At 61.7% G+C, this 18,729-nt stretch carries 19 protein-coding genes; 2 read left to right on the forward strand and 17 right to left on the reverse strand.

Annotated features, from left to right (window positions below):
- Positions 1-44 precede the first annotated feature (44 nt).
- The 11 genes from phnE (LQ231_RS03105) to phnG all read right to left on the reverse strand — a co-directional run bounded on the left by phnE (LQ231_RS03105) (position 45) and on the right by phnG (position 9,768).
- Positions 45-1,553, reverse strand: coding sequence for a phosphonate ABC transporter, permease protein PhnE (phnE, locus tag LQ231_RS03105; RefSeq protein WP_230170242.1), 1,509 nt, complete (start codon positions 1,551-1,553; stop codon positions 45-47).
- An 11-nt stretch (positions 1,554-1,564) separates the two neighbouring features.
- Complete coding sequence (gene phnE / locus LQ231_RS03110) at positions 1,565-2,527, reverse strand: phosphonate ABC transporter, permease protein PhnE (RefSeq protein WP_230170243.1); 963 nt, start codon at positions 2,525-2,527, stop codon at positions 1,565-1,567.
- Between the two features lie 97 nt (positions 2,528-2,624).
- Positions 2,625-3,530, reverse strand: coding sequence for a phosphonate ABC transporter substrate-binding protein (gene phnD, locus LQ231_RS03115; RefSeq protein WP_230170244.1), 906 nt, complete (start codon positions 3,528-3,530; stop codon positions 2,625-2,627).
- 84 nt (positions 3,531-3,614) lie between these two features.
- The gene (gene phnC, locus LQ231_RS03120; protein ID WP_113144029.1) at positions 3,615-4,475 is read right to left on the reverse strand and encodes a phosphonate ABC transporter ATP-binding protein; all 861 of its coding nucleotides are present in this window, start codon (positions 4,473-4,475) and stop codon (positions 3,615-3,617) included.
- Positions 4,476-4,597: 122 nt separating this feature from the next.
- Entirely contained in the window at positions 4,598-5,212 is a 615-nt protein-coding gene (locus LQ231_RS03125; protein ID WP_230170245.1) for a DapH/DapD/GlmU-related protein, read from the reverse strand.
- A complete protein-coding gene (gene phnL / locus LQ231_RS03130) occupies positions 5,209-5,916 on the reverse strand; it encodes a phosphonate C-P lyase system protein PhnL (RefSeq protein WP_113144030.1) in 708 nt (235 codons plus the stop codon). The genes LQ231_RS03125 and phnL overlap by 4 nt, the downstream gene beginning before the upstream one ends.
- Before the next feature lie 12 nt (positions 5,917-5,928).
- The gene (phnK, locus tag LQ231_RS03135) at positions 5,929-6,705 is read right to left on the reverse strand and encodes a phosphonate C-P lyase system protein PhnK (protein ID WP_113144031.1); all 777 of its coding nucleotides are present in this window, start codon (positions 6,703-6,705) and stop codon (positions 5,929-5,931) included.
- Positions 6,702-7,583, reverse strand: a complete 882-nt coding sequence (locus LQ231_RS03140; protein ID WP_230170246.1) for an alpha-D-ribose 1-methylphosphonate 5-phosphate C-P-lyase PhnJ — start codon at positions 7,581-7,583, stop codon at positions 6,702-6,704. The genes phnK and LQ231_RS03140 overlap by 4 nt, the downstream gene beginning before the upstream one ends.
- Positions 7,580-8,686, reverse strand: coding sequence for a carbon-phosphorus lyase complex subunit PhnI (locus LQ231_RS03145; RefSeq protein WP_230170247.1), 1,107 nt, complete (start codon positions 8,684-8,686; stop codon positions 7,580-7,582). The genes LQ231_RS03140 and LQ231_RS03145 overlap by 4 nt, the downstream gene beginning before the upstream one ends.
- 3 nt (positions 8,687-8,689) lie before the next feature.
- The gene (gene phnH, locus LQ231_RS03150; RefSeq protein WP_230170248.1) at positions 8,690-9,298 is read right to left on the reverse strand and encodes a phosphonate C-P lyase system protein PhnH; all 609 of its coding nucleotides are present in this window, start codon (positions 9,296-9,298) and stop codon (positions 8,690-8,692) included.
- Positions 9,298-9,768 carry a phosphonate C-P lyase system protein PhnG gene (gene phnG / locus LQ231_RS03155; RefSeq protein ID WP_230170249.1) on the reverse strand — a complete coding sequence of 157 codons (471 nt, stop codon included), beginning with the start codon at positions 9,766-9,768 and terminating at the stop codon, positions 9,298-9,300. The genes phnH and phnG overlap by 1 nt, the downstream gene beginning before the upstream one ends.
- Positions 9,769-9,869: 101 nt before the next feature.
- Between phnG and phnF the strand changes: the two genes are divergently transcribed.
- Positions 9,870-10,589, forward strand: coding sequence for a phosphonate metabolism transcriptional regulator PhnF (gene phnF / locus LQ231_RS03160; protein WP_141649861.1), 720 nt, complete (start codon positions 9,870-9,872; stop codon positions 10,587-10,589).
- A 52-nt stretch (positions 10,590-10,641) separates the two neighbouring features.
- On the opposite strand, the gene LQ231_RS03165 is transcribed toward phnF, so the two are convergent.
- From LQ231_RS03165 to mepA, 6 genes are all read right to left on the reverse strand, one after another.
- Complete coding sequence (locus LQ231_RS03165) at positions 10,642-11,277, reverse strand: 2,3-bisphosphoglycerate-dependent phosphoglycerate mutase (protein ID WP_113144037.1); 636 nt, start codon at positions 11,275-11,277, stop codon at positions 10,642-10,644.
- Positions 11,278-11,298: 21 nt separating this feature from the next.
- A complete protein-coding gene (gene dapB, locus LQ231_RS03170; RefSeq protein WP_230170250.1) occupies positions 11,299-12,111 on the reverse strand; it encodes a 4-hydroxy-tetrahydrodipicolinate reductase in 813 nt (270 codons plus the stop codon).
- A gap of 24 nt (positions 12,112-12,135) precedes the next feature.
- A complete protein-coding gene (locus tag LQ231_RS03175) occupies positions 12,136-13,929 on the reverse strand; it encodes an ABC transporter ATP-binding protein (RefSeq protein ID WP_113144038.1) in 1,794 nt (597 codons plus the stop codon).
- Positions 13,930-14,043: 114 nt separating this feature from the next.
- Positions 14,044-15,087 (reverse strand): glucokinase, encoded by a 1,044-nt coding sequence (locus LQ231_RS03180; protein ID WP_230170251.1) that lies wholly within the window; start codon positions 15,085-15,087, stop codon positions 14,044-14,046.
- Between the two features lie 35 nt (positions 15,088-15,122).
- Complete coding sequence (locus LQ231_RS03185; RefSeq protein WP_230170252.1) at positions 15,123-15,503, reverse strand: methylglyoxal synthase; 381 nt, start codon at positions 15,501-15,503, stop codon at positions 15,123-15,125.
- A 96-nt stretch (positions 15,504-15,599) separates the two neighbouring features.
- Complete coding sequence (mepA, locus tag LQ231_RS03190; protein ID WP_230170253.1) at positions 15,600-16,667, reverse strand: penicillin-insensitive murein endopeptidase; 1,068 nt, start codon at positions 16,665-16,667, stop codon at positions 15,600-15,602.
- A 187-nt stretch (positions 16,668-16,854) separates the two neighbouring features.
- On the opposite strand from mepA, the gene LQ231_RS03195 reads away from it, so the two are divergent.
- The gene (locus LQ231_RS03195) at positions 16,855-18,693 is read left to right on the forward strand and encodes an extracellular solute-binding protein (protein ID WP_230170254.1); all 1,839 of its coding nucleotides are present in this window, start codon (positions 16,855-16,857) and stop codon (positions 18,691-18,693) included.
- Positions 18,694-18,729 lie beyond the last annotated feature (36 nt).

Below are 18,729 nucleotides of genomic sequence, written 5' to 3' on the forward strand. Positions count from 1 at the left end.
GACCTATCCTGAAATTCGAAACTGTTGAAACGATCGCGACGCAATCAGCGCTTGCTGCCGATCAGTCGCGAACGCAGGCTATTCGAAATCCCGTCGAACACGAAGACCACGATCAGAATCAGCAACACCATATAGGCAACGTTTTCCCAATCGGAATTGGTCCGCATCGCTTCCCAGAGCTTGAGCCCGATTCCGCCGGCACCAACCGCGCCGATGATGGTGGCCGAGCGCGTATTGCTTTCCCAGAAATAGAGCGCCTGCGAGGCAAACACCGGCAGCACCTGCGGCACCACGCCGAAACGCTGCACAGCGACCGCAGGGGCGCCGACAGATTTCACCCCTTCGCGCTGCTTGTCGTCGATGTTTTCCAGCGCTTCCGCATAGAGCTTTCCGAGCGTGCCGGTGTCGGTGAAGAAGATCGCCGAGATTCCGGCGAGCGGCCCTGGACCGAAGGCGCGGGTGAAGAACAGCGCCCAGATCAGCATGTCGACGGAGCGAAGGAAATCGAACATCCGCTTGGTCAACTGGTTGACGGGGCGATTGCGCGTGATGTTACGCGCCGCGATGAAGGACAGTGGAAACGCCACCAGCATCGCAAACAGCGTTCCGACAAAAGCCATGACGATCGTCTGCAGAAGCTTGGTCCACACATCCAGATGCTGCCAGGAGGCATTGAAGAGGAAGTTGTTCCAGGCCAGCGCCAGATTGCTCATTTTCGGATCGATGCGCTCGCCCGACACGATCGTATCGGCCAGCTTGCTGATCGGCATGTCGAAGAACGGCGAATTCGTGTCGAAGACGAAATTTTCCCAGCCAAGGAAACGCTTGCGGATGCGCACACGGTCCGCACTCACCTCGATCCAGCCGGCAAAGCCGAAATAAGCAACCACGCGGCCACCGGAACTGCGTTGGTCGAGCCAGTCGGGCTTGGCACCATTGACCGTGACGGTATCGCCAGCGTGGTCAAGAGCGAGGTCGATGCTCTCGCCGCCGCGCACGAGCGTGACACGATCCGGAGTGATGTCGACATGAGCCGAAGAGCCGAGCGTCACGGTCGCCTGCGTGATCACGTCCTCGGTAACCGTCGTCGGGCCTGCCTGCGCGGCAACGGTTGCTGAAGGCGCATCCACGGGCTTTGGCATGAAGCTGAACGCCGAAGGAGCTTTTGCCGCGGGCGCTGCCGCCTGTGTTGCCGGTTCGGCAGCGATCGTGCGCGTCAGCGTTTGCCGCTGCGCATTGATCCAGTCCGGATTGGGATTGGGACCAATGGGATCGAAGCGCGAATAGACGATGCTGATCGCCCCATCGGCGGCAATCTCGAAATCCGGCCGGATCTCGAAGGATACCCAGTCGGCGAGATAGTTGCCGGCAATGCCCCAATTGGCTTCCGACAGCGTCTTGCCGAAGGCGAAGAACCACCAGCTGAAGCTGAGATAGAGCACGATCAGTCCGACCGAGATCGGCACGCGGAAACGCTGCCAGAGTGAGCGCTCCAGCACATGCGGATAGCGTTCGGCAAGACGGTTCAGTTCGGCGGTATTGGTCATCGACATGGGATCTATCCTCACTGGACCGACTGGAAGGCCTGTTCGCCAACCAGCTTGCGCCTCAGGGTGGCGGACAACTGGTCTACGCCGATGATGGTGAGCAGCAGTAGCAGCACGATGGCGAGCGTCTTGGCCTCGTGGCCCTGGCTGATCGACAGGCGCAGCAATTCACCGATACCGCCGCCGCCAACGGCGCCGATGATCGTGGATGCGCGCACATTGATCTCGAAGCGCAGTAGAAAGTAGCTGACGAAATTCGGCATCACTTGCGGCGTGATGCCGAACCACACCCGCTCGAACCAGTTGGCGCCGACGGCGCGCAGACCTTCGTCGGCCCGCATGTCGGCATTTTCGATGACCTCGAAGAACAGTTTTCCGAGTGCACCGATCGTGTGCAGCGATACCGCGGCAATCGCCGGGATCGGCCCGAGGGAGAGAATGGCGAGGAAGAAGCCCGCGATCACCACTTCCGGAAAGGCGCGCAGGATCTCCATCGTGCGGCGCACCGGCCAGCGGACCCAGGCGAGCGGCATCATGTTCTTGGCAGCGAGATACGCCAGGCAGAAGCCGAAAATCGCACCGATCACCGTGGAGAACAGCGCGATGTTGATGGTCTCGACCATCTTGTAGATATATTCCGGAATGTAGAGCGTCTCGGTGATGTAGAGACGGCCTTCGGGATAATTGTATTTCAGGCTGCCGTCGTCATAGGGCGAGGCAAGGTCGAACATCGCGCGCCAGATCTCGGTAGCATCGCGCGGCACCAGTTCCTCGACGAAATCGAAAAGATAGGGCAGGCGGTCGAAAAACTTGCCGGAATTGGTCTCGTTGGCAAACCACAGCGAGCCACTGACGGCTAGAAGCAGAAGGACCACGCCAAAAAGCGTGTACATCCGCCGGCGTGAGGCAAGCTCCTGCCAGTGCCGCTCGACCAGAGCGCCACGTTCGCTGAGCTGCGGATGAGTTGCGGTCAGACGCATGAAACAATCCCCTCGAAAGCCGCGTGGCCGTCGTCTTCATGACAAACAAACCGCCGGTCGACAGATCGACCGGCGGCGTTGATGTCGGTGTGGCGTATCAGCCGCCGATGGTTGCCTTGCGGGCGTCGATGATCGGCTTGTAGAAGTCGACATTGACTTCGGCGAAGCCGGTGAAATCGCCACCCTGGACAGCCGAGAAGCAGGCCGGGTCGGACTTCGGCAGGTCCATCATGAACTGCTTGAACTTCGTCTTCATGTCTTCGTTCATCGACGTGCGAACGACGACCGGGCCGTTCGGGATCAGCGGCGACTTCCACAGTTCAACCAGGTCGTCCATGTTCAGGATGCCCTTGTCGACCATCTTGCGCAGGTTGCCGGAGGTATAGCCGTCCTTGAAATCGCCAACGCCGGAGCCGAAGGTCGTGCCGGCATCGAACGTGCCCTTGAGCACTTCGAGAACCAGGTTCTCGTGACCACCGCCGAAGCCGGTTTCAGCGACAAATTCCTTGACCGGGCCGCCGATGGCTTCCGGAAGCGTGACGGTGGGGATCAGGTAGCCCGATGTCGAATCCGGGTCAGCGAAGCCGAGCTTCTTGCCCTTGATGTCTTCGACCTTGGTCATGCCGCTGTCCTTGCGGGCAACCATGATCGAGTAGTAGCCCATTGCGCCGTCGGTCTGGACGGTGGTCAGGATCGGCTCGACGGCGTCAGCCTTGGCGAGGTAGATCTTGGCATAACCGGAGGCGCCGAGTTCGGCATAGTCGAGCGTGCCGCCGAGCAGGCCCTGGATAACGCCGTCATAATCGGCGGCCGGGAACAGCGAGACCTTTTCCACGCCGAGAACGGCCGGCAGCTTGTCGGTCATGCACTGGTAGTTGCGCAGGCGGTCGGCTTCGTTTTCGCCACCAAGAATGCCGATGCGGAATTCCTTGAGGTCTTCGGCATGGACGGAGCCGGCGAGAGCGACGAGAGCTGCCGTGGCAAGCAAAGTCTTCTTCAACATGAGTTCATCTCCTGTTCGATAGGATGCGTGAGGTGGTTCTGGAACCGGTCGCCCTTGACGCGGGCTTGCGATCTTTGCGGGCGCTTAGGCCTCGGCGGTGACCAAGGGGCGAAGGCCGGCTGATGGGGTCTGCATCGCCGCATTGTTCTGATGGGCGGGAATATTGATGCTGGTCGAGGTCATCGTTTCGTCGATGCCGGCGCCATGCTGGTCCGAGCCGTAGATTTCCTGCACCGCCTCGGCGGTCAACTCGCCCGGCGTGCCGTCGAAGACGACGCGGCCCCGCGCCATGCCGATGATCCGTTCGCAATAATTGCGCGCCGTATCGAGCGTATGCAGGTTGGTGACGACGGTGATGCCATCCTGTTCGTTGATGTTTTTGAGGGCGTCCATGACGATCTTCGCGTTCAGCGGGTCGAGCGAGGCGATCGGCTCATCGGCGAGAACCATCTTCGGCGATTGCATCAGCGCACGGGCAATCGCCACGCGCTGCTGCTGGCCACCCGAAAGCGTGCCGGCGGCCTGAAGTGCCGTCTGTTCGATGCCGAGGCGCTCGAGGGCTGCGATCGCCATCAGGCGCTCTTCGCGGGTAAAGATGTTCAACAGGCTGAGCGTCGTGGAGCGATGGTTCAGACGGCCGAGCAGCACATTGGTCAACACGTCGAGGCGCGGCACGAGATTGAACTGCTGGAAGATCATCGCACAGTCGCGCTGCCAATTGCGCAAGGCCGCACCACGCAGTGTCGAGATTTCCGTATCGCCGAAACGGATGCTGCCGGAGGTTGGATCGACAAGCCGATTGATCATGCGCAGCAGTGTCGACTTGCCGGCCCCGGAGCGTCCGATCACGCCGACCATCTGGCCGGCCGGAATATCGAGCGTCACGGAATCGACGGCTTTGTTGCTGCCGAACTGGCGATTGAGGTTTTCCAACTTGAAACGCATCTTGGGTCCTTCGCCATCATGTCTACGGAACGTGCTCCGATCTAGTGGCTTTGCGTGAAGTCCGAATGTCAGTTTCATGTCGGTTTTGTAAAATGATCTAAAATACTGATTATTATCGATAATCACGAATATTTCTCGACAAATGCGTCTGCCTTGAGTGCACGAAAGTCCTCAAGTGCTGCAAAAAGCCGGTCATGCGCCCAGTCCCACCAGGCAAGCCGCTCCATGCCGTCCGCCACCGCCTTGGGAAACCGCTCGCGAATGAGCTTGGCCGGCACGCCGCCGACGATCGTATAGGGTGCGACATCCTTGGAAACGACGGCCCCGGCACCGATCACCGCGCCATTGCCGACCGTGACGCCGGGCAGCACGGTTGATCCGTGACCGATCCAGACATCGTGGCCGATGGTCACGCGGTTCCCGCGGCGCCACTCGAAGAAGTCGTGGTCGTTTTCGGCGCCCTCGAAATAATCCGCTGCCCGGTAGGTGAAGTGATGCAGCGTTGCCCGCCAGGTCGGATGATTGGTGGCGTTGATACGCACGCTGGCGGCGATGTTGGCGAACTTGCCGATCGTCGCGCACCAGACGGCACCGTCATGCATGATGTAGGAATAATCGCCCATCTCGACTTCTTCGAGCCGGCAGCGTTCCGACACTTCGATATAGCGGCCGAGCGTGGAATTGTTCACCCGTGCTGTCACGTGAATGTAGGGCTCAAGACCGAGTTGCTTGCTCATGCGGCCACTTTCCGAGGTGAAAATTGCGAAACGTCGAGAATGCGGTCGGCCACCAGTTCACGCACTTCCTCGTCGTGGAAGATGCCGAGAAGCGCGACGCCTTGCGCTTTCTTGGCGCGGATCATCTCGACCACGACGGCGCGGTTGGCCGCATCCAGCGATGCTGTCGGTTCGTCGAGCAAGAGGATCGTATGGTCGGTGATGAAACCGCGGGCGATGTTGACGCGCTGCTGCTCGCCACCGGAAAAGGTCGATGGTGGCAATTGCCAGAGATCGTGCGGCAGGTTGAGCTTTGCCAGTAATTCGGAGGCCCGGGCGCGGGCCTCTTCGGTCGAAACACCGCGGGCAACCAGCGGTTCGGCCACGACATCCAGTGTCGAGACCCGCGGTACGGTGCGCAGGAACTGGCTGACATAGCCGAGCGTGCCACGTCGGACCTCCAGCACCTGGCGCGGATCGGCGCTGGCGATGTCGATCATCTTGTCCTGGTGGTTGATCAGAATCTGCCCGGCATCGACGGCATAGTTGCCGTAGAGCATCTTCAGGATCGAGCTCTTGCCGATGCCCGACGGACCGCCGAGCACGACGCATTCGCCGGTGGCGACCGAAAACGAGACATTGGCGACGACGGGCAGCTTGAGGCCGCCGCGCAGATGCATGGTGAAGCTCTTCGAGACTTCGGAGACGACGAGGGGCGTTGCCATGGTTTTTCTCCGTCAGACCTGCAGGATCGAGGATACGAGCAGCTGGGTATAGGGTTCGCGGGGATCGTCGAGCACGCGGTCGGTGAGCCCTTGTTCGATGACATGGCCGTCCTTCATCACCATCATCCGGTGCGACAGCAGGCGGGCGACGGCAAGGTCGTGGGTGACGACGATGGCGGAAAGCCCGAGATCGTTGACCAGGCCGCGCACCAGGTCGAGCAGGCGCGCCTGCACGGAGACGTCGAGGCCGCCCGTCGGCTCGTCCATGAAGACGAGACGAGGCCCGGTCACCAGATTGCGGGCGATCTGCAGGCGCTGGCGCATGCCGCCGGAGAACGAGCGCGGCTGGTCGTCGATGCGGTCCGTTGAGATCTCCACGCGCTCAAGCCATTCGTTGGCTGTCTGGCGGATATTGCCATAATGGCGGTCGCCGATTGCCATCAGCCGTTCGCCGACATTGGCGCCGGCCGACACCGTCATGCGCAACCCGTCGGCGGGGTTCTGGTGCACGAAACCCCAGTCAGTGCGCATCAGGAACCGGCGTTCCGCCTCGCTCATATGGTAGAGCTCGCGGTACTGGCCGTCGCGCATGTGATAGTCGACGCTGCCGGTCGTCGGCATCAGCCGGGTCGACAGGCAGTTGAGTAGGGTGGTCTTGCCCGAGCCGCTTTCGCCGACGATTGCCAGCACTTCGCCGGGCCACAGATCGAAGGACACCGTATTGCAGCCGATCCGGGTGCCATAAAATTTCGACAGGTTGCGCACCTTGAGAAGCGGTTGGTCGCTCATTCCGCAGCCTCCTTGCTGGCGGCCAGCATCGCGCCGACATGGCCCTCTGCCTGGCGGGTTTCGCAGTGGTCGGTATCCGAGCAGACGAACATCCGGCCGCCCTTGTCGTCGAGCACCACTTCGTCGAGATAGACATGTTCTGCGCCACAGAGCGCGCAGGGCTTGTCGAAGGTCTGGATCTCGAAGGGGTGATCCTCGAAGTCCAGGCTGACGACCTCGGTAAACGGCGGCACCGCATAGATCCGCTTCTCGCGGCCGGCGCCGAACAGCTGCAAGGCCTCCGACATGTGCATCTTCGGATTGTCGAACTTCGGTGTCGGCGAGGGATCCATCACGTATCGTCCATGCACCTTGACCGGATAGGCATAGGTCGTGGCGATGCGGCCGTGCTTGGCGATGTCCTCATAGAGCTTCACATGCATCAGCCCGTATTCTTCCAGCGCATGCATCTTGCGCGTTTCGGTCTCGCGCGGCTCGAGGAAGCGCAAGGGTTCCGGGATCGGCACCTGATAGACCAGCACCTGGCCTTCCCGCAGCGTCTCTTCGGGAATGCGGTGGCGCGTCTGGATGATCGACGCCTCGCCGGTATGGGTGGTGACGGCAACTTCGGCGACCTTCTGGAAAAAGGCGCGGATGGAGACCGCATTGGTCGTGTCGTCGGCGCCCTGGTCGATGACCTTCAGCACGTCGTCGGGCCCGATGATCGAGGCGGTGACCTGCACGCCACCGGTGCCCCAGCCATAGGGCATCGGCATTTCGCGGGAAGCAAACGGCACCTGGTATCCCGGAATGGCGATCGCCTTCAGGATGGCACGGCGGATCATCCGCTTGGTCTGTTCGTCGAGATAGGCAAAGTTATAGGTGGCGAGATCGCTCATTCCGCAGCCTCCTTGATATCATTCTGTTCCTGGCGCGCGGCTTCATGCTTGGCCCGCATGCGGCGCACGAGATCGAGTTCGGCCTGGAAGTCGACATAGTGCGGCAGCTTCAGATGCTCGACAAAGCCGGTCGCCTGCACGTTGTCGCAATGGGAAATGACGAATTCCTCGTCCTGGGCCGGGGCGACGACATCCTCGCCGAATTCCTGCGTGCGCAGCGCCCGGTCGACCAGTGACATCGACATCGCCTTGCGTTCGCTCTGGCCGAACACCAGGCCATAGCCACGGGTGAACTGCGGCGGCGCCTTGGCCGAGCCCTTGAACTGGTTGACCATCTGGCATTCGGTCACGCGGATCTCGCCGAGCGACACACAGAAGCCGAGTTCCGGCACATCGAATTCGATCTCGACCTGTCCCATGCGGATTTCGCCGACAAAGGGATGCGTGCGGCCGTAGCCGCGCTGCGTCGAATAACCGAGCGCCAGCAGAAAACCCTCGTCGCCGCGTGCCAATGCCTGCAGCCGAAGATCGCGCGGCATCGGAAATTCCATCGGCTCGCGGGTGATGTCGCCGGCAATATGGTCCTGCGGCATCTCGCCATCCGGCTCGATCAGGCCTTCGCCATCGAGAATGTCGGAGACGCGCATGACATATTCGCCGCCATCTTCCCGTATCATCGGCTCATCGACACTCTCGTCCTCAAGCAGCGACGGGTCGAGAAGGCGGTGGGTATAGTCGAAGGTCGGTCCGAGCAACTGGCCGCCGGGCAGGTCCTTGTAGGTCGCCGACACGCGCCGCTCAACGCGCATCGCACCCGTTTCAACCGGCAGCGATGTGCCGAAGCGCGGTAGTGTGGTGCGATAGGCACGCAGCAGGAAGATCGCCTCGATCATGTCGCCGCGCGCCTGTTTCAAGGCAAGGGCGGCCAGCGAACGATCGTAGAGCGAGGCTTCCGCCATCACCCGGTCGACAGACAGGCCAAGCTGTTCGATGATCTGGTCGATGGTGATGCTCGGCAGGGTCCGGTCGCCGCGACGTTTGTCGGCGAGCAGGCGATGCGCATTGGCAATGGCGGTTTCGCCACCTTTGACGGCTACATACATGGCTCAGGCCTCCAGAGCGGTGATCTTGCAGGTGCGGGGCAAGGCAATCAGTTGGCGCCCGGCGGTCAGCACGACATCGACGCCGCGCGGAAACAACGCGCGATTGTCGGTCCATTGCCGGAGAAACATCTCCGGCAGACCCTTCGGCGCGATCTGCACCGTCTCGCGGATGCCGGGGCCGGACAGCTGCAGAAGCCTGCCGCCGTCCAGCGCCTCGACTTCAACGATGATGGTCGTCGAGCGGTCCGGATATTCCTGGCTGCCCAGGGCAAAATGCGCGAAGGAGGGCAGCATCGCCTTGACCTCGGCAAAGGCGAACCGAGCCTCGATCTTTTCCCGGGTCAAAGGCGCACCGGTGTGGAAGCCGATCCACTCGGGCAGGGCCGATTTGCTGAGGCCGGGCGTCAGCCACACGGGCGTGTCGTGATCGCAAAGCGTCAACAGCAGCGCACCCGCGGCAATGCCAAGCGGTGCCGGCGGCGCCACTGGCGGAAGCACGGCACCCAGCGTCCCTGGTCGCGCCATGCAGTCCATCAGCACCCGAAAGACGTTCTGCGCGTTGAAGACGGCATCCGGGAAGCCGCCGATCAGGCTTTCATTCTTGTTGTCCATCAGTCTTCTCCCCGTACCATGGTGAAGAAATCGACCTTCGTGGCGGCCGTTTCCTGCTCGGTTCGCATCTTTTCGTCGGCGATCCGTGCTGCGACCAGGGCCAGCAGGCCCGTCTCCAGCACCCGCCTTTGCGCGTCGTCCTGGGCGAGGGCGTCGATTGCCGCGGCAAGCGTCACCGCAGCCCGGTCTGTGCCGAGCCGGTAGCCATGGCCGATTTCCCCGGTGGAGAGACGGACGCTGGCGCGGCTCACGGTCGCTTCGCCGAGATTGAAGGCAGCCCCACCGCCGCCGATCCGTCCACGCACCATCACCAGTCCGGTCTCGGGGCCACGCAGCGGCGCAAAACTCGGTGCGGGGGAGAGGCTGTCGAAAGCGGCCTGCAGTTCCGCCTTTGTCGCGCGTGCGAGCAGATCGACGATATGCTTTCGACCGGAGTGTTGCTCTGTCATCGTTTGTTTCACAGCGTCCATTGCAATTCCTCATAATGTCTAGTAATATAGACAACCATACAAGTTAATGTATGAGTAAACGCCAGGCATGACAAGCATATGACAGGAGCGGGCAGCCGGTGATCCAGAGACAGAAAGGCGTGGCCCTGTGGCGGCAAATTTCAGACCGGATCCGCGCCAATATCGCCAGTGGCGCCTATGACGCTTCCGGCATGGTGCCGGCCGAAACGGCTCTGGCGGAGGAATTCGGCGTCAATCGCCACACCGTCCGCGCAGCCCTGTCGGCCTTGGCGCAGGAAGGCATGGTCCGTGCGGTGCAGGGTCGCGGCACCATGATCGAACGGCGCGACAAGTTCGATTTCCCCATCGGCCGCCGCACCCGCTTCACCGAAGGTATTGGCGATCAGGCCCGAGACATCAAGGGATTGCTGTTGAGCGCCGCACGGGAGGGTGCAACGGCGGAACTCGCCCGCCATCTGAAGCTGCCGGCAGGTACGGAAGTCCTGCGTCTTGACGGCGTGCGCAAGGCCGATGGCCGTGCCGTTTCCTGCTCGACCATGTGGTTCCCGGCGGCCCGTTTCGAAGGCATAGACGAGGCATTCCGCCGGACGGGTTCGATCACCCAGGCACTCGCTACCTGTGGCGTGCGTGATTATCTGCGCGAAGTGACGGAAATCTCTGCCGTGCATGCTGAGCCGGACGATGTCGCGACGCTGGAACTGACGCCGGGCGCCATCATTCTCATCACCCGCGCCCTGAATACGGATGTCGACGGCGTGCCGATCCAGTATGCCGTGACCCGCTTCCCCGCCGACCGGGTCCAGTTCACCATCCGCAGCTGAAACGCAAGAAGCCGCCTTGCGGCGGCTTCCGAAAGCTTTGTCCCAGACGCGCTTAGTGGGCGCCGGACATGTCGCCGAGCACTTCCTTGGACGCGACGGTCGAATCGGCGTTGAGCTTGTAGACCATCGGCACGCCGGTCGCGAGATTGACGTTGAGGATCTGCTCCTTGGTCAGCTTGTCGAGTACCATGACCAGCGAGCGCAGCGAATTGCCATGCGCCGCAACCAGAACCTTCTCGCCCCGCAGAACCCGCGGCAGAATCTCGGTCAGGTAATACGGCCAGACGCGCGCGCCGGTGTCGCGCAGGCTTTCGCCGCCCGGCGGCGGGATATCGTAGGAACGGCGCCAGATATGCACCTGCTCCTCGCCCCACTTGGCGCGGGCATCGTCCTTGTTGAGGCCCGACAGATCGCCGTAGTCGCGCTCGTTCAGCGCTTCGTCCTTGATTGTCTCAAGGCCCGTCTGGCCGACATTCTGCAGGATGATGTCGCAGGTCCTCTGCGCCCGGCTCAGCACCGAGGTGAACGCCACGTCGAACGTGATGCCGTAGTCGGCGAGCGCCTTGCCGCCGGCATTGGCTTCCTTGACGCCGAGTTCCGTCAGGTCCGGATCGCGCCAGCCGGTAAACAGGTTCTTCAGATTCCAGTCGCTCTGGCCATGGCGGACGAGCACGAGTGTACCGGTCATCGACAATTCCTTTTCTGACGATCAGTGGGTGGAAGAAAGCCCGAGAACATCGAGCATGGTATAACGGCCGGGTTTCTTGTCCCGGGCCCAGGTCGCGGCCTTGACGGCGCCACGGGCAAAGATCGAGCGGTCAAGCGCGCTGTGCGACAAAGTCACCAGTTCGCCTTCGCCGGCCAGAATGACGGAATGTTCGCCAACGACGGAGCCGCCGCGCAGCGTGGCAAAACCGATCGAGCCTTCTTCACGCGCGCCCGTATGCCCGTCGCGAACACGGACCGAAGCGTCGGCCAGGTCGACGCCACGACCGGCAGCGGCAGCCTCGCCCAACAGAAGGGCCGTGCCCGAAGGCGCGTCCACCTTGTGCTTGTGGTGCATTTCCAGCACCTCGATGTCCCAGTCCGAGGCTTCAAGCGCTTTCGCCGCCTGCTGGACCAGAACCGACAGAAGATTGAGCCCGAGGCTCATATTGCCCGACTTGACCACGCGGGCATGCCGCGCGGCCGCATCGATTTTCGCTTCATGCTCCGGGCCGCAACCGGTCGTGCCGATGATATGCACGATGCGTGCCTGGGCCGCGAGTGCCGCAAATTCCGTCGTCGTCTCTGGAGCGCTGAAGTCGATCACGCCATCGGCATGCAGGAAGGCAGCCAGCGGATCGTCGGTCACCGGTATGCCAAGGTGGCCACATCCTGCAATTTCACCGGCATCGCTGCCGATCGCGACTGAGCCGGGCCGGCCGAGCGCCGCATGCAGGACCACAGTGTCGGCATCGGCAATCACCTGGATCAAGGCCTTGCCCATCCGGCCGGCAGCACCGACAACGACAAGCTTCATCGGGGTGTCCATAGTCATCCGTCCCTAGTGCGTTTCTGGCTCGGCTGGTGCCGATTGCAGGCTGTTCAGGCGAGCGTAGAGCCCGCCCGGCTGCTTCGCAAGGCTCTCATGCGTGCCTTCTTCGACCACAAGCCCGTCCTGCATCGCAATGATCTTGTCGGCATTCATCACGGTCGACAGCCGGTGCGCGATGACGACAACGGTACGGCCGTTCATCGCCTCGTCCAGCGCCTTCTGCACCGCGGCTTCCGATTCCGTATCGAGCGACGATGTCGCCTCGTCGAGCAGCAGGATCGGCGCATTGCGCACCAGGGCGCGGGCGATGGACAGCCGCTGGCGCTGGCCGCCCGACAGCGTCACGCCGTTTTCGCCGACCGGCGTATCATAGCCCTGCGGCTGCGCCAGAATGAAATCATGCGCATAGGCGAGCCGGGCTGCCTCTTCGATCTCCGCATCCGTGGCGTCGGGCCGTCCATAGCGGATATTGTCCCGGATCGTGCCTTCGAACAGATAGGGCTGCTGCGATACATAGGCGATGTGCTGGCGAAGCGATGCCTTGGTCACGTTGGCAATGTCCTGGCCATCGATCAGGATCTGGCCCGCCATCGGGTCGTAGAACCGCGGAATGAGCGTGATCACGGTGGATTTCCCGGCACCCGAAGGCCCGACCAGGGCGGTCGTCTTGCCGCCTTCGGCAGTGAAGCTCAGTCCCCTCAAGGTCTGTTCGTTCTGCCCATAGGCAAACTGCACGTCACGGAACTCGATTTTCGCCGCGCTGACCGACAGCGGCTTTGCCCCGTCCTTGTCGCGCTGGTGCGGCTGCATGTCGAGAATGTCGTAGATCATCCGCGCATTGACCACGGCGCGCTCCATATGCACCTGCAGGCGCGCCAGGCGCCGGGCGGGTTCATAGGCGAGCAGCAGCGCCGTGACGAAGGAGAAGAAGGCGCCCGGCAGCATGCCGCCATAGATCGACTGATAGGCGGCATAGGCAAGCACGCTGGAGATGGCGACGCCGGCAAAGGTTTCCGTCAGCGGCGACGTGCGCTCGCTCAGGCGGGCAATCCGGTTGGAGCGATGTTCGGCAGCGTCGATCGTGCCTTGGATCTTGCGCGACAGCTCGGCTTCCATGGTGAAGGCCTTGACGATCGCGATCCCCTGGATCGTCTCCTGCATCGCGCCCATCACATGCGCATTGTAGAGCACGGATTCGCGCGTCGCGCTGCGCAGCCGCTTCGAGATATAGCGCAGCGCCAGCAGCAGCGGCGGCGCGATGACGAAGACGATCAGCGTCAGCAGCGCATCCTGGTAGATCATCACGCCGACCAGCGCGATCAGCGTCAGCAGGTCTCTCGCCAGAGAGGTAATCGTCAGGTTCAGCACATCGCGGATGCCGTCGATGTTTTGGCTGACCTGTGCTGCCAGGTGCGACGAGCGTGCATCGGAGAAGTAACCGATCGACAGCGTCATCAGATGGGCAAAAAGCCGGCGCTGGTAGCGCGCCACGATGTTGTTGCCGATCTTGGACAGCGTCACCGCCTGGCCATAGCCGGCAAAGCCGCGCAACACGAAGGAGGCGAGGATGGCGCCGCAGATCAGCCAGATGAGATCGGCGCGGCGGTTGGCAAAGGTTTCATTGATCACCGATTCCATGATCCAGGCGGTGAACGCCGTAGTCAGGGCCACGGTGATGAGACAGAGGACGGCAAACACATAGCCGCCGACATGGTCGCGGCCGTTTTCCGCCATGATGCGTTTCAGCATGGCAGTGACGCTGCCTGAATCCACGACTGTTTTGTTGGTGCCGCTGGCGTCCAAGAAAAGAATTCCTGTGCGATTTCGCTCACTACGCCCTTTTGGGCGCCGCCGCTCTATAGCCAGTCGCGCCGCGTTTGACCATAGCTGCCCACTTTTGGGCACATAAGCGCCGGTTTAGCGGCGCCAGTGCCGTCCCTCGGTGGCAAGCCCGAAGCCACCGGGATTGCAGGCATAGGCCGCAAGACCGGAAAGCGCGGCCTGCGGATGGGTGACAACGAAGGTCGGAATGCTTTTCATCAGTGTCGTATGTGGTGCCTTGTCCTCGAAGGCCGCACGAAACTCCGGCTTTTCCAGCGCCGGCAGGATCTTCGGCGAAATGCCGCCGGCAAGGAAAACGCCACCGCGCGCCATGAAGATCAGCGCCAGATCGCCGGCCACCCGGCCGAGATAGGTGGCAAACAGGCTGAGGGCTTCGGCCGCCAACGCATCGGAACCATTGAGCCCGGCAAGCGAAATCTCTGCTGGCTCGCCGTAGCGCGGCGCACCGTCGCCCTCGGCCTGGCACAGCGCCTGATAGATGTTCATCAGGCCGCGGCCGGAAAGCAGCTCCTCGGCCGAGATGCGGCCGAGCGTTGCGGTCGGATCCTTCACCGGTATCAGGAAGGGCCAGATCTGCTGATCGCGTGCAGTGCGCGGACCGACATCCACATGGCCACCTTCGCCCGGCACAGGGAACCATGTGTCGCGGGCATGCACGAGACCGGCAACACCGAGACCGGTGCCGGGACCGAGAACAACACGGGATGCGATCGGCGCATCGCTGATGGGTCCCAGCGGATGCCGGTATTGCGGCTCAAGCGTCGCGGCAGCCAGCGCCTGCGCCTCGAAATCGTTGAGCAGCAGCACCGACTCGAAGCCCAGTTCGGCCATCAGCACCTTCGGCTTCACCACCCAGGGATAATTGGTCAACGGCACTTCGTCGCCATCGATCGGACCCGCCATGGCAATGATCAAAGTGCGCGGCGTGTGCGTGGTCTTGTTGAGAACGCTCTGCCGGATCGCATCGTCGATCGTGGCAAAATCCTTGTTCACCACATTCGGAAAAGGGATGGTTTCTCCGCTTTCATCGATCAAGATCGAAAAGCGCGCATTGGTGCCGCCGATATCGCCGATCAGGATCGGAAAGCTGAGTTGGTCGTCGCGAGATGTCTGGGCCATCGTCTATCCGTTTCGAGCCGCGTGAAGCGCGTGTTTCAGGCGACCGGAGTGGTCATCAGGATTTCGGCAGTCGCAAGATTGAGCGCCATGGGAATATCGTAAACCGTGGCCAGCCGCATCAATGCTTTCACATCGACATCATGCGGCATCGAAGTCAGCGGATCGACGAAAAACACCAGCACATCCACTTCGCCGGTCGCAATCAGCGCCCCGATCTGCTGGTCGCCGCCCAGCGGGCCGCTTTTCAGCGGCGTCACATCCAGATCCGGACAAGCGTCCTTGACCCGCCCGCCGGTTGTTCCGGTCGCGACGATCCGCCAGCCGGTGAGGCGGGCCCGATGACGACGGGCGAACTCCGCCATGTCGTCTTTCTTCTGGTCATGGGCAATCAGGGCGATACATTTTGCGCGGGTCATGGCGAGGATCGGCGGCTCTTTTAAATCGATTTGACTTAGATCCTGTAGCTGAGGAATGGCGGCTTGAAAAGCCACTGCCCTCAAGCCGCGTTTCGCTCACTGATCCGCCGGCCGCGGCAGCGGAACGGGCACGTCGGCCGGCAATGCAAACATCGCCGCCCCGTCTGTCACAGGCGTGGCCGCGGGCGCAGAAAACGCCGATGCAGTGACCGGTATCTGCCCGTTGCCCCGATACGTTGCCTCAAGTTCGCTGTCCGGCGACGGCGCGTTGAGGATCATCGCGCAGGCCTTCGGCAAGGCCGACAGTTGCATTGGCTTGGGTTTCGGCGCCGGCTTGGCGTTCGGGTCCTTCTTCGGCGGCGCCCACGGCTCGTCGGTAAACCACCACGCCAGCGACTTGTCGCATCCGTCGCCGCGGCCGATCGGATCCTGCGACTTGCAGCCGACGGAATCCGCCGGGCACTTGATCCGCACATGGAAATGATAGTCATGGCCGTAATAGGGTCGGACCTTGCCGAGGTCGCTGCGGTCGCCGGTCCAGGTCTCGCAGAGCTTCTTCTTGATCGCTGGATTGACGAAGATGCGCTCGACCTGTGGATAGCTGGCGGCCCGCATGATCACGGCGGCATGCGCCGGCGTCCAGACCTTCGGATCGACAGTCAGGAACGCCTTCGGCTTCAGCATGGTCGTGGCGGAGATATTCTCCCGCTCGCTCGGGGTCAATGTGCGAGAGGGCATCGGCGTCAGCCAGATATCGGCGTCGAGCCCGATCTGGTGCGAGGCATGGCCCGTCAGCATCGGGCCGCCGCGCGGCTGCGAAATGTCGCCGAGAAGAAGTCCCGGCCAGTTGTCGTAACGCGCCGCATCCTGCGACAGCTGTTCCAGCGTCGCGATCATCTGCGGATGGCCCCAGCGCCGGTTGCGCGACAGCCGCATCGCCTGCCAGGTCGGCCCATCGGTCGGGATCGCCACGCCGCCGGCAAGGCAACCCTTGGAATAGAAGCCATAGGCGGTCGGTTCAGCGCGCGCGGGAAGTTTCATGCCGCCAAACAATTCCTTGGCCGGCGGTCCATCGGCGGCGATCGCCTCGGGTGCGGCAGCGCCGAGTGCTGCCACCAGCATCAAGGCCTTGGCAATCCTGCCGGAGCGTTTCACCGATCTCATCGTCATCCATCCTCATTCATCACCGCATCCGGGATTGTGGTCCCGAACGATTCACCTTTCAGTCTATCCTGAATGGCGATTTTGGTGAATCTGCGAATGTGCACCCGCTCACTTCTGTGTCAGCCGTCTGTATTTTGCCGTCATTTGCCCTATTCTGCATCCAAGCGAAAACAAAAGGGGTTGGCGAATGGCATTGGCAAGGCGGATTGCGGCATCGGTTCTGGGGCTACTGCTCTGTAGCCCGGCTCTGGGCGTTCAGGCCCAGGAACCGGAATGGCGTCATGCACTCGCCGTGATCGAGGCACCGAAATACCCCAAGGATTTCGAGCGTTTTTCCTATGTGAACCCGAATGCCCCCAAGGCGGGCAATATCAATCTGTCAGCGTCCGGCACATTCGACAGCTTCAATCCGGTTCTCGACAAGGGTGAACTGGCAGCAGGCCTTGCACCCAGGCTCTCGCTGGTCACCGAAACACTGTTGAAACCGTCCATGGACGAAGTCGATGCCGTCTATGGCCTGCTGGCCGAAGCCGTCTACTATCCGGAGGACTATGCCTATGCCAGGTTCCGCCTGCGGCCGGAAGCCAAATGGGCCGATGGCGTGCCGGTGACACCCGAAGATGTCATTTTCAGCTTCGACAAGTTCAAGGAATTCAATCCGCTCTATTCGACCTACTACAATCACGTCGTGAAGGCGGAAAAGACCGGCGATCGCGAGGTCACCTTTACGTTCGACGAGAAGAACAATCGCGAACTGCCTGTGATTGTCGGCGAACTGGATATCGTCCCCAAGCACTGGTGGACGGCCAACGGGCCGGACGGGAAATCGCGCGACATTTCCAGAACCACGCTGGAACCGATCCTGGGATCGGGACCTTACAAGATTGCCGCGTTCACCCCCGGCGCCAAGATCCAGTATGAACTGCGCGATGACTATTGGGGCAAGGATCTCAACGTCAACATCGGCTATAACAACTTCAAGAGCCAGACCTACACCTATTTCGCCGATCTGGACGTCGAGTTCGAAGCCTTCCGCTCAGGAAGCGTCGATTTCTGGGCCGAGAATTCGGCCATGCGCTGGGCACGGTCTTATGATTTCCCCGCTGTCGCCGATGGCCGGGTCAAGCGCCAGGTCCTCGACAACGAATACAAGACCTCGGGTGTTCTCGTCGGCTTCGTTCCCAATATGCGCCGTGAAATGTTCAAGGATGCCCGCGTGCGAAAGGCCCTGAACTACGCGTTTGATTTCGAGGAATTGAACAGGACAATCTTCTTCGATCAATACAAGCGCATCGACAGCTATTTCTACGGCTCCGAACTGGCCTCCAAGGGTCTGCCCGAAGGCAAGGAACTGGAGATCCTCAAAGGCCTGGGCAGCGACGTTGCGCCGGAAGTCCTCACGCAGGAATACAAGAACCCGGTCGGTGGCGATGGCGCAAAACTGCGCGACAATCTGCGCCAGGCGCTCGCGTTGTTGAAGGAAGCCGGCTACGAATTGCGCAACGGCAAGATGGTGCTGGCCGCGACCGGTGCCCCGCTGCAGTTCGAAATCCTGCTGAATGGCCCGACCATCGAGCGTGTCGCCATTCCCTTCGCCGACAATCTTCGCAAGATCGGCATCCAGGCCAATGTCCGCACTGTCGATTCGGCCCAATATGCGAACCGCGTCCGCAGCTTCGACTATGACATGATCTATCTCGGCTGGGCGCAGAGCCTCAATCCGGGCAACGAACAGCGCGACTACTGGGGCTCGAAGTCCGTCGATCAGCCGGGATCGCGCAACTATGCCGGTATTTCAGACCCCGGGATCGACAAGCTGATCAACCAGATCATTTTCGCCAAGGATCGCGACACCCTGATCCCGACGGTCAAGGCGCTCGACCGTGTCTTGCTCGCCAGCAATTACACCTTGCCCACTTATACGCTGCGGTCCTCGCGCATCGCCTATTGGGACAAGTTCGATCACGCCGAATTGCCCACTTATGGCATCGGCTTTCCCTCCATCTGGTGGTCGAAGTCGCCATGATGTTAATCAGCGGGACTTGTGCGCCGAAGCTGGCTA

The sequence above is a fragment of the Rhizobium sp. CECT 9324 genome (genome assembly GCF_918741265.1).
Taxonomy (GTDB): domain Bacteria; phylum Pseudomonadota; class Alphaproteobacteria; order Rhizobiales; family Rhizobiaceae; genus Allorhizobium.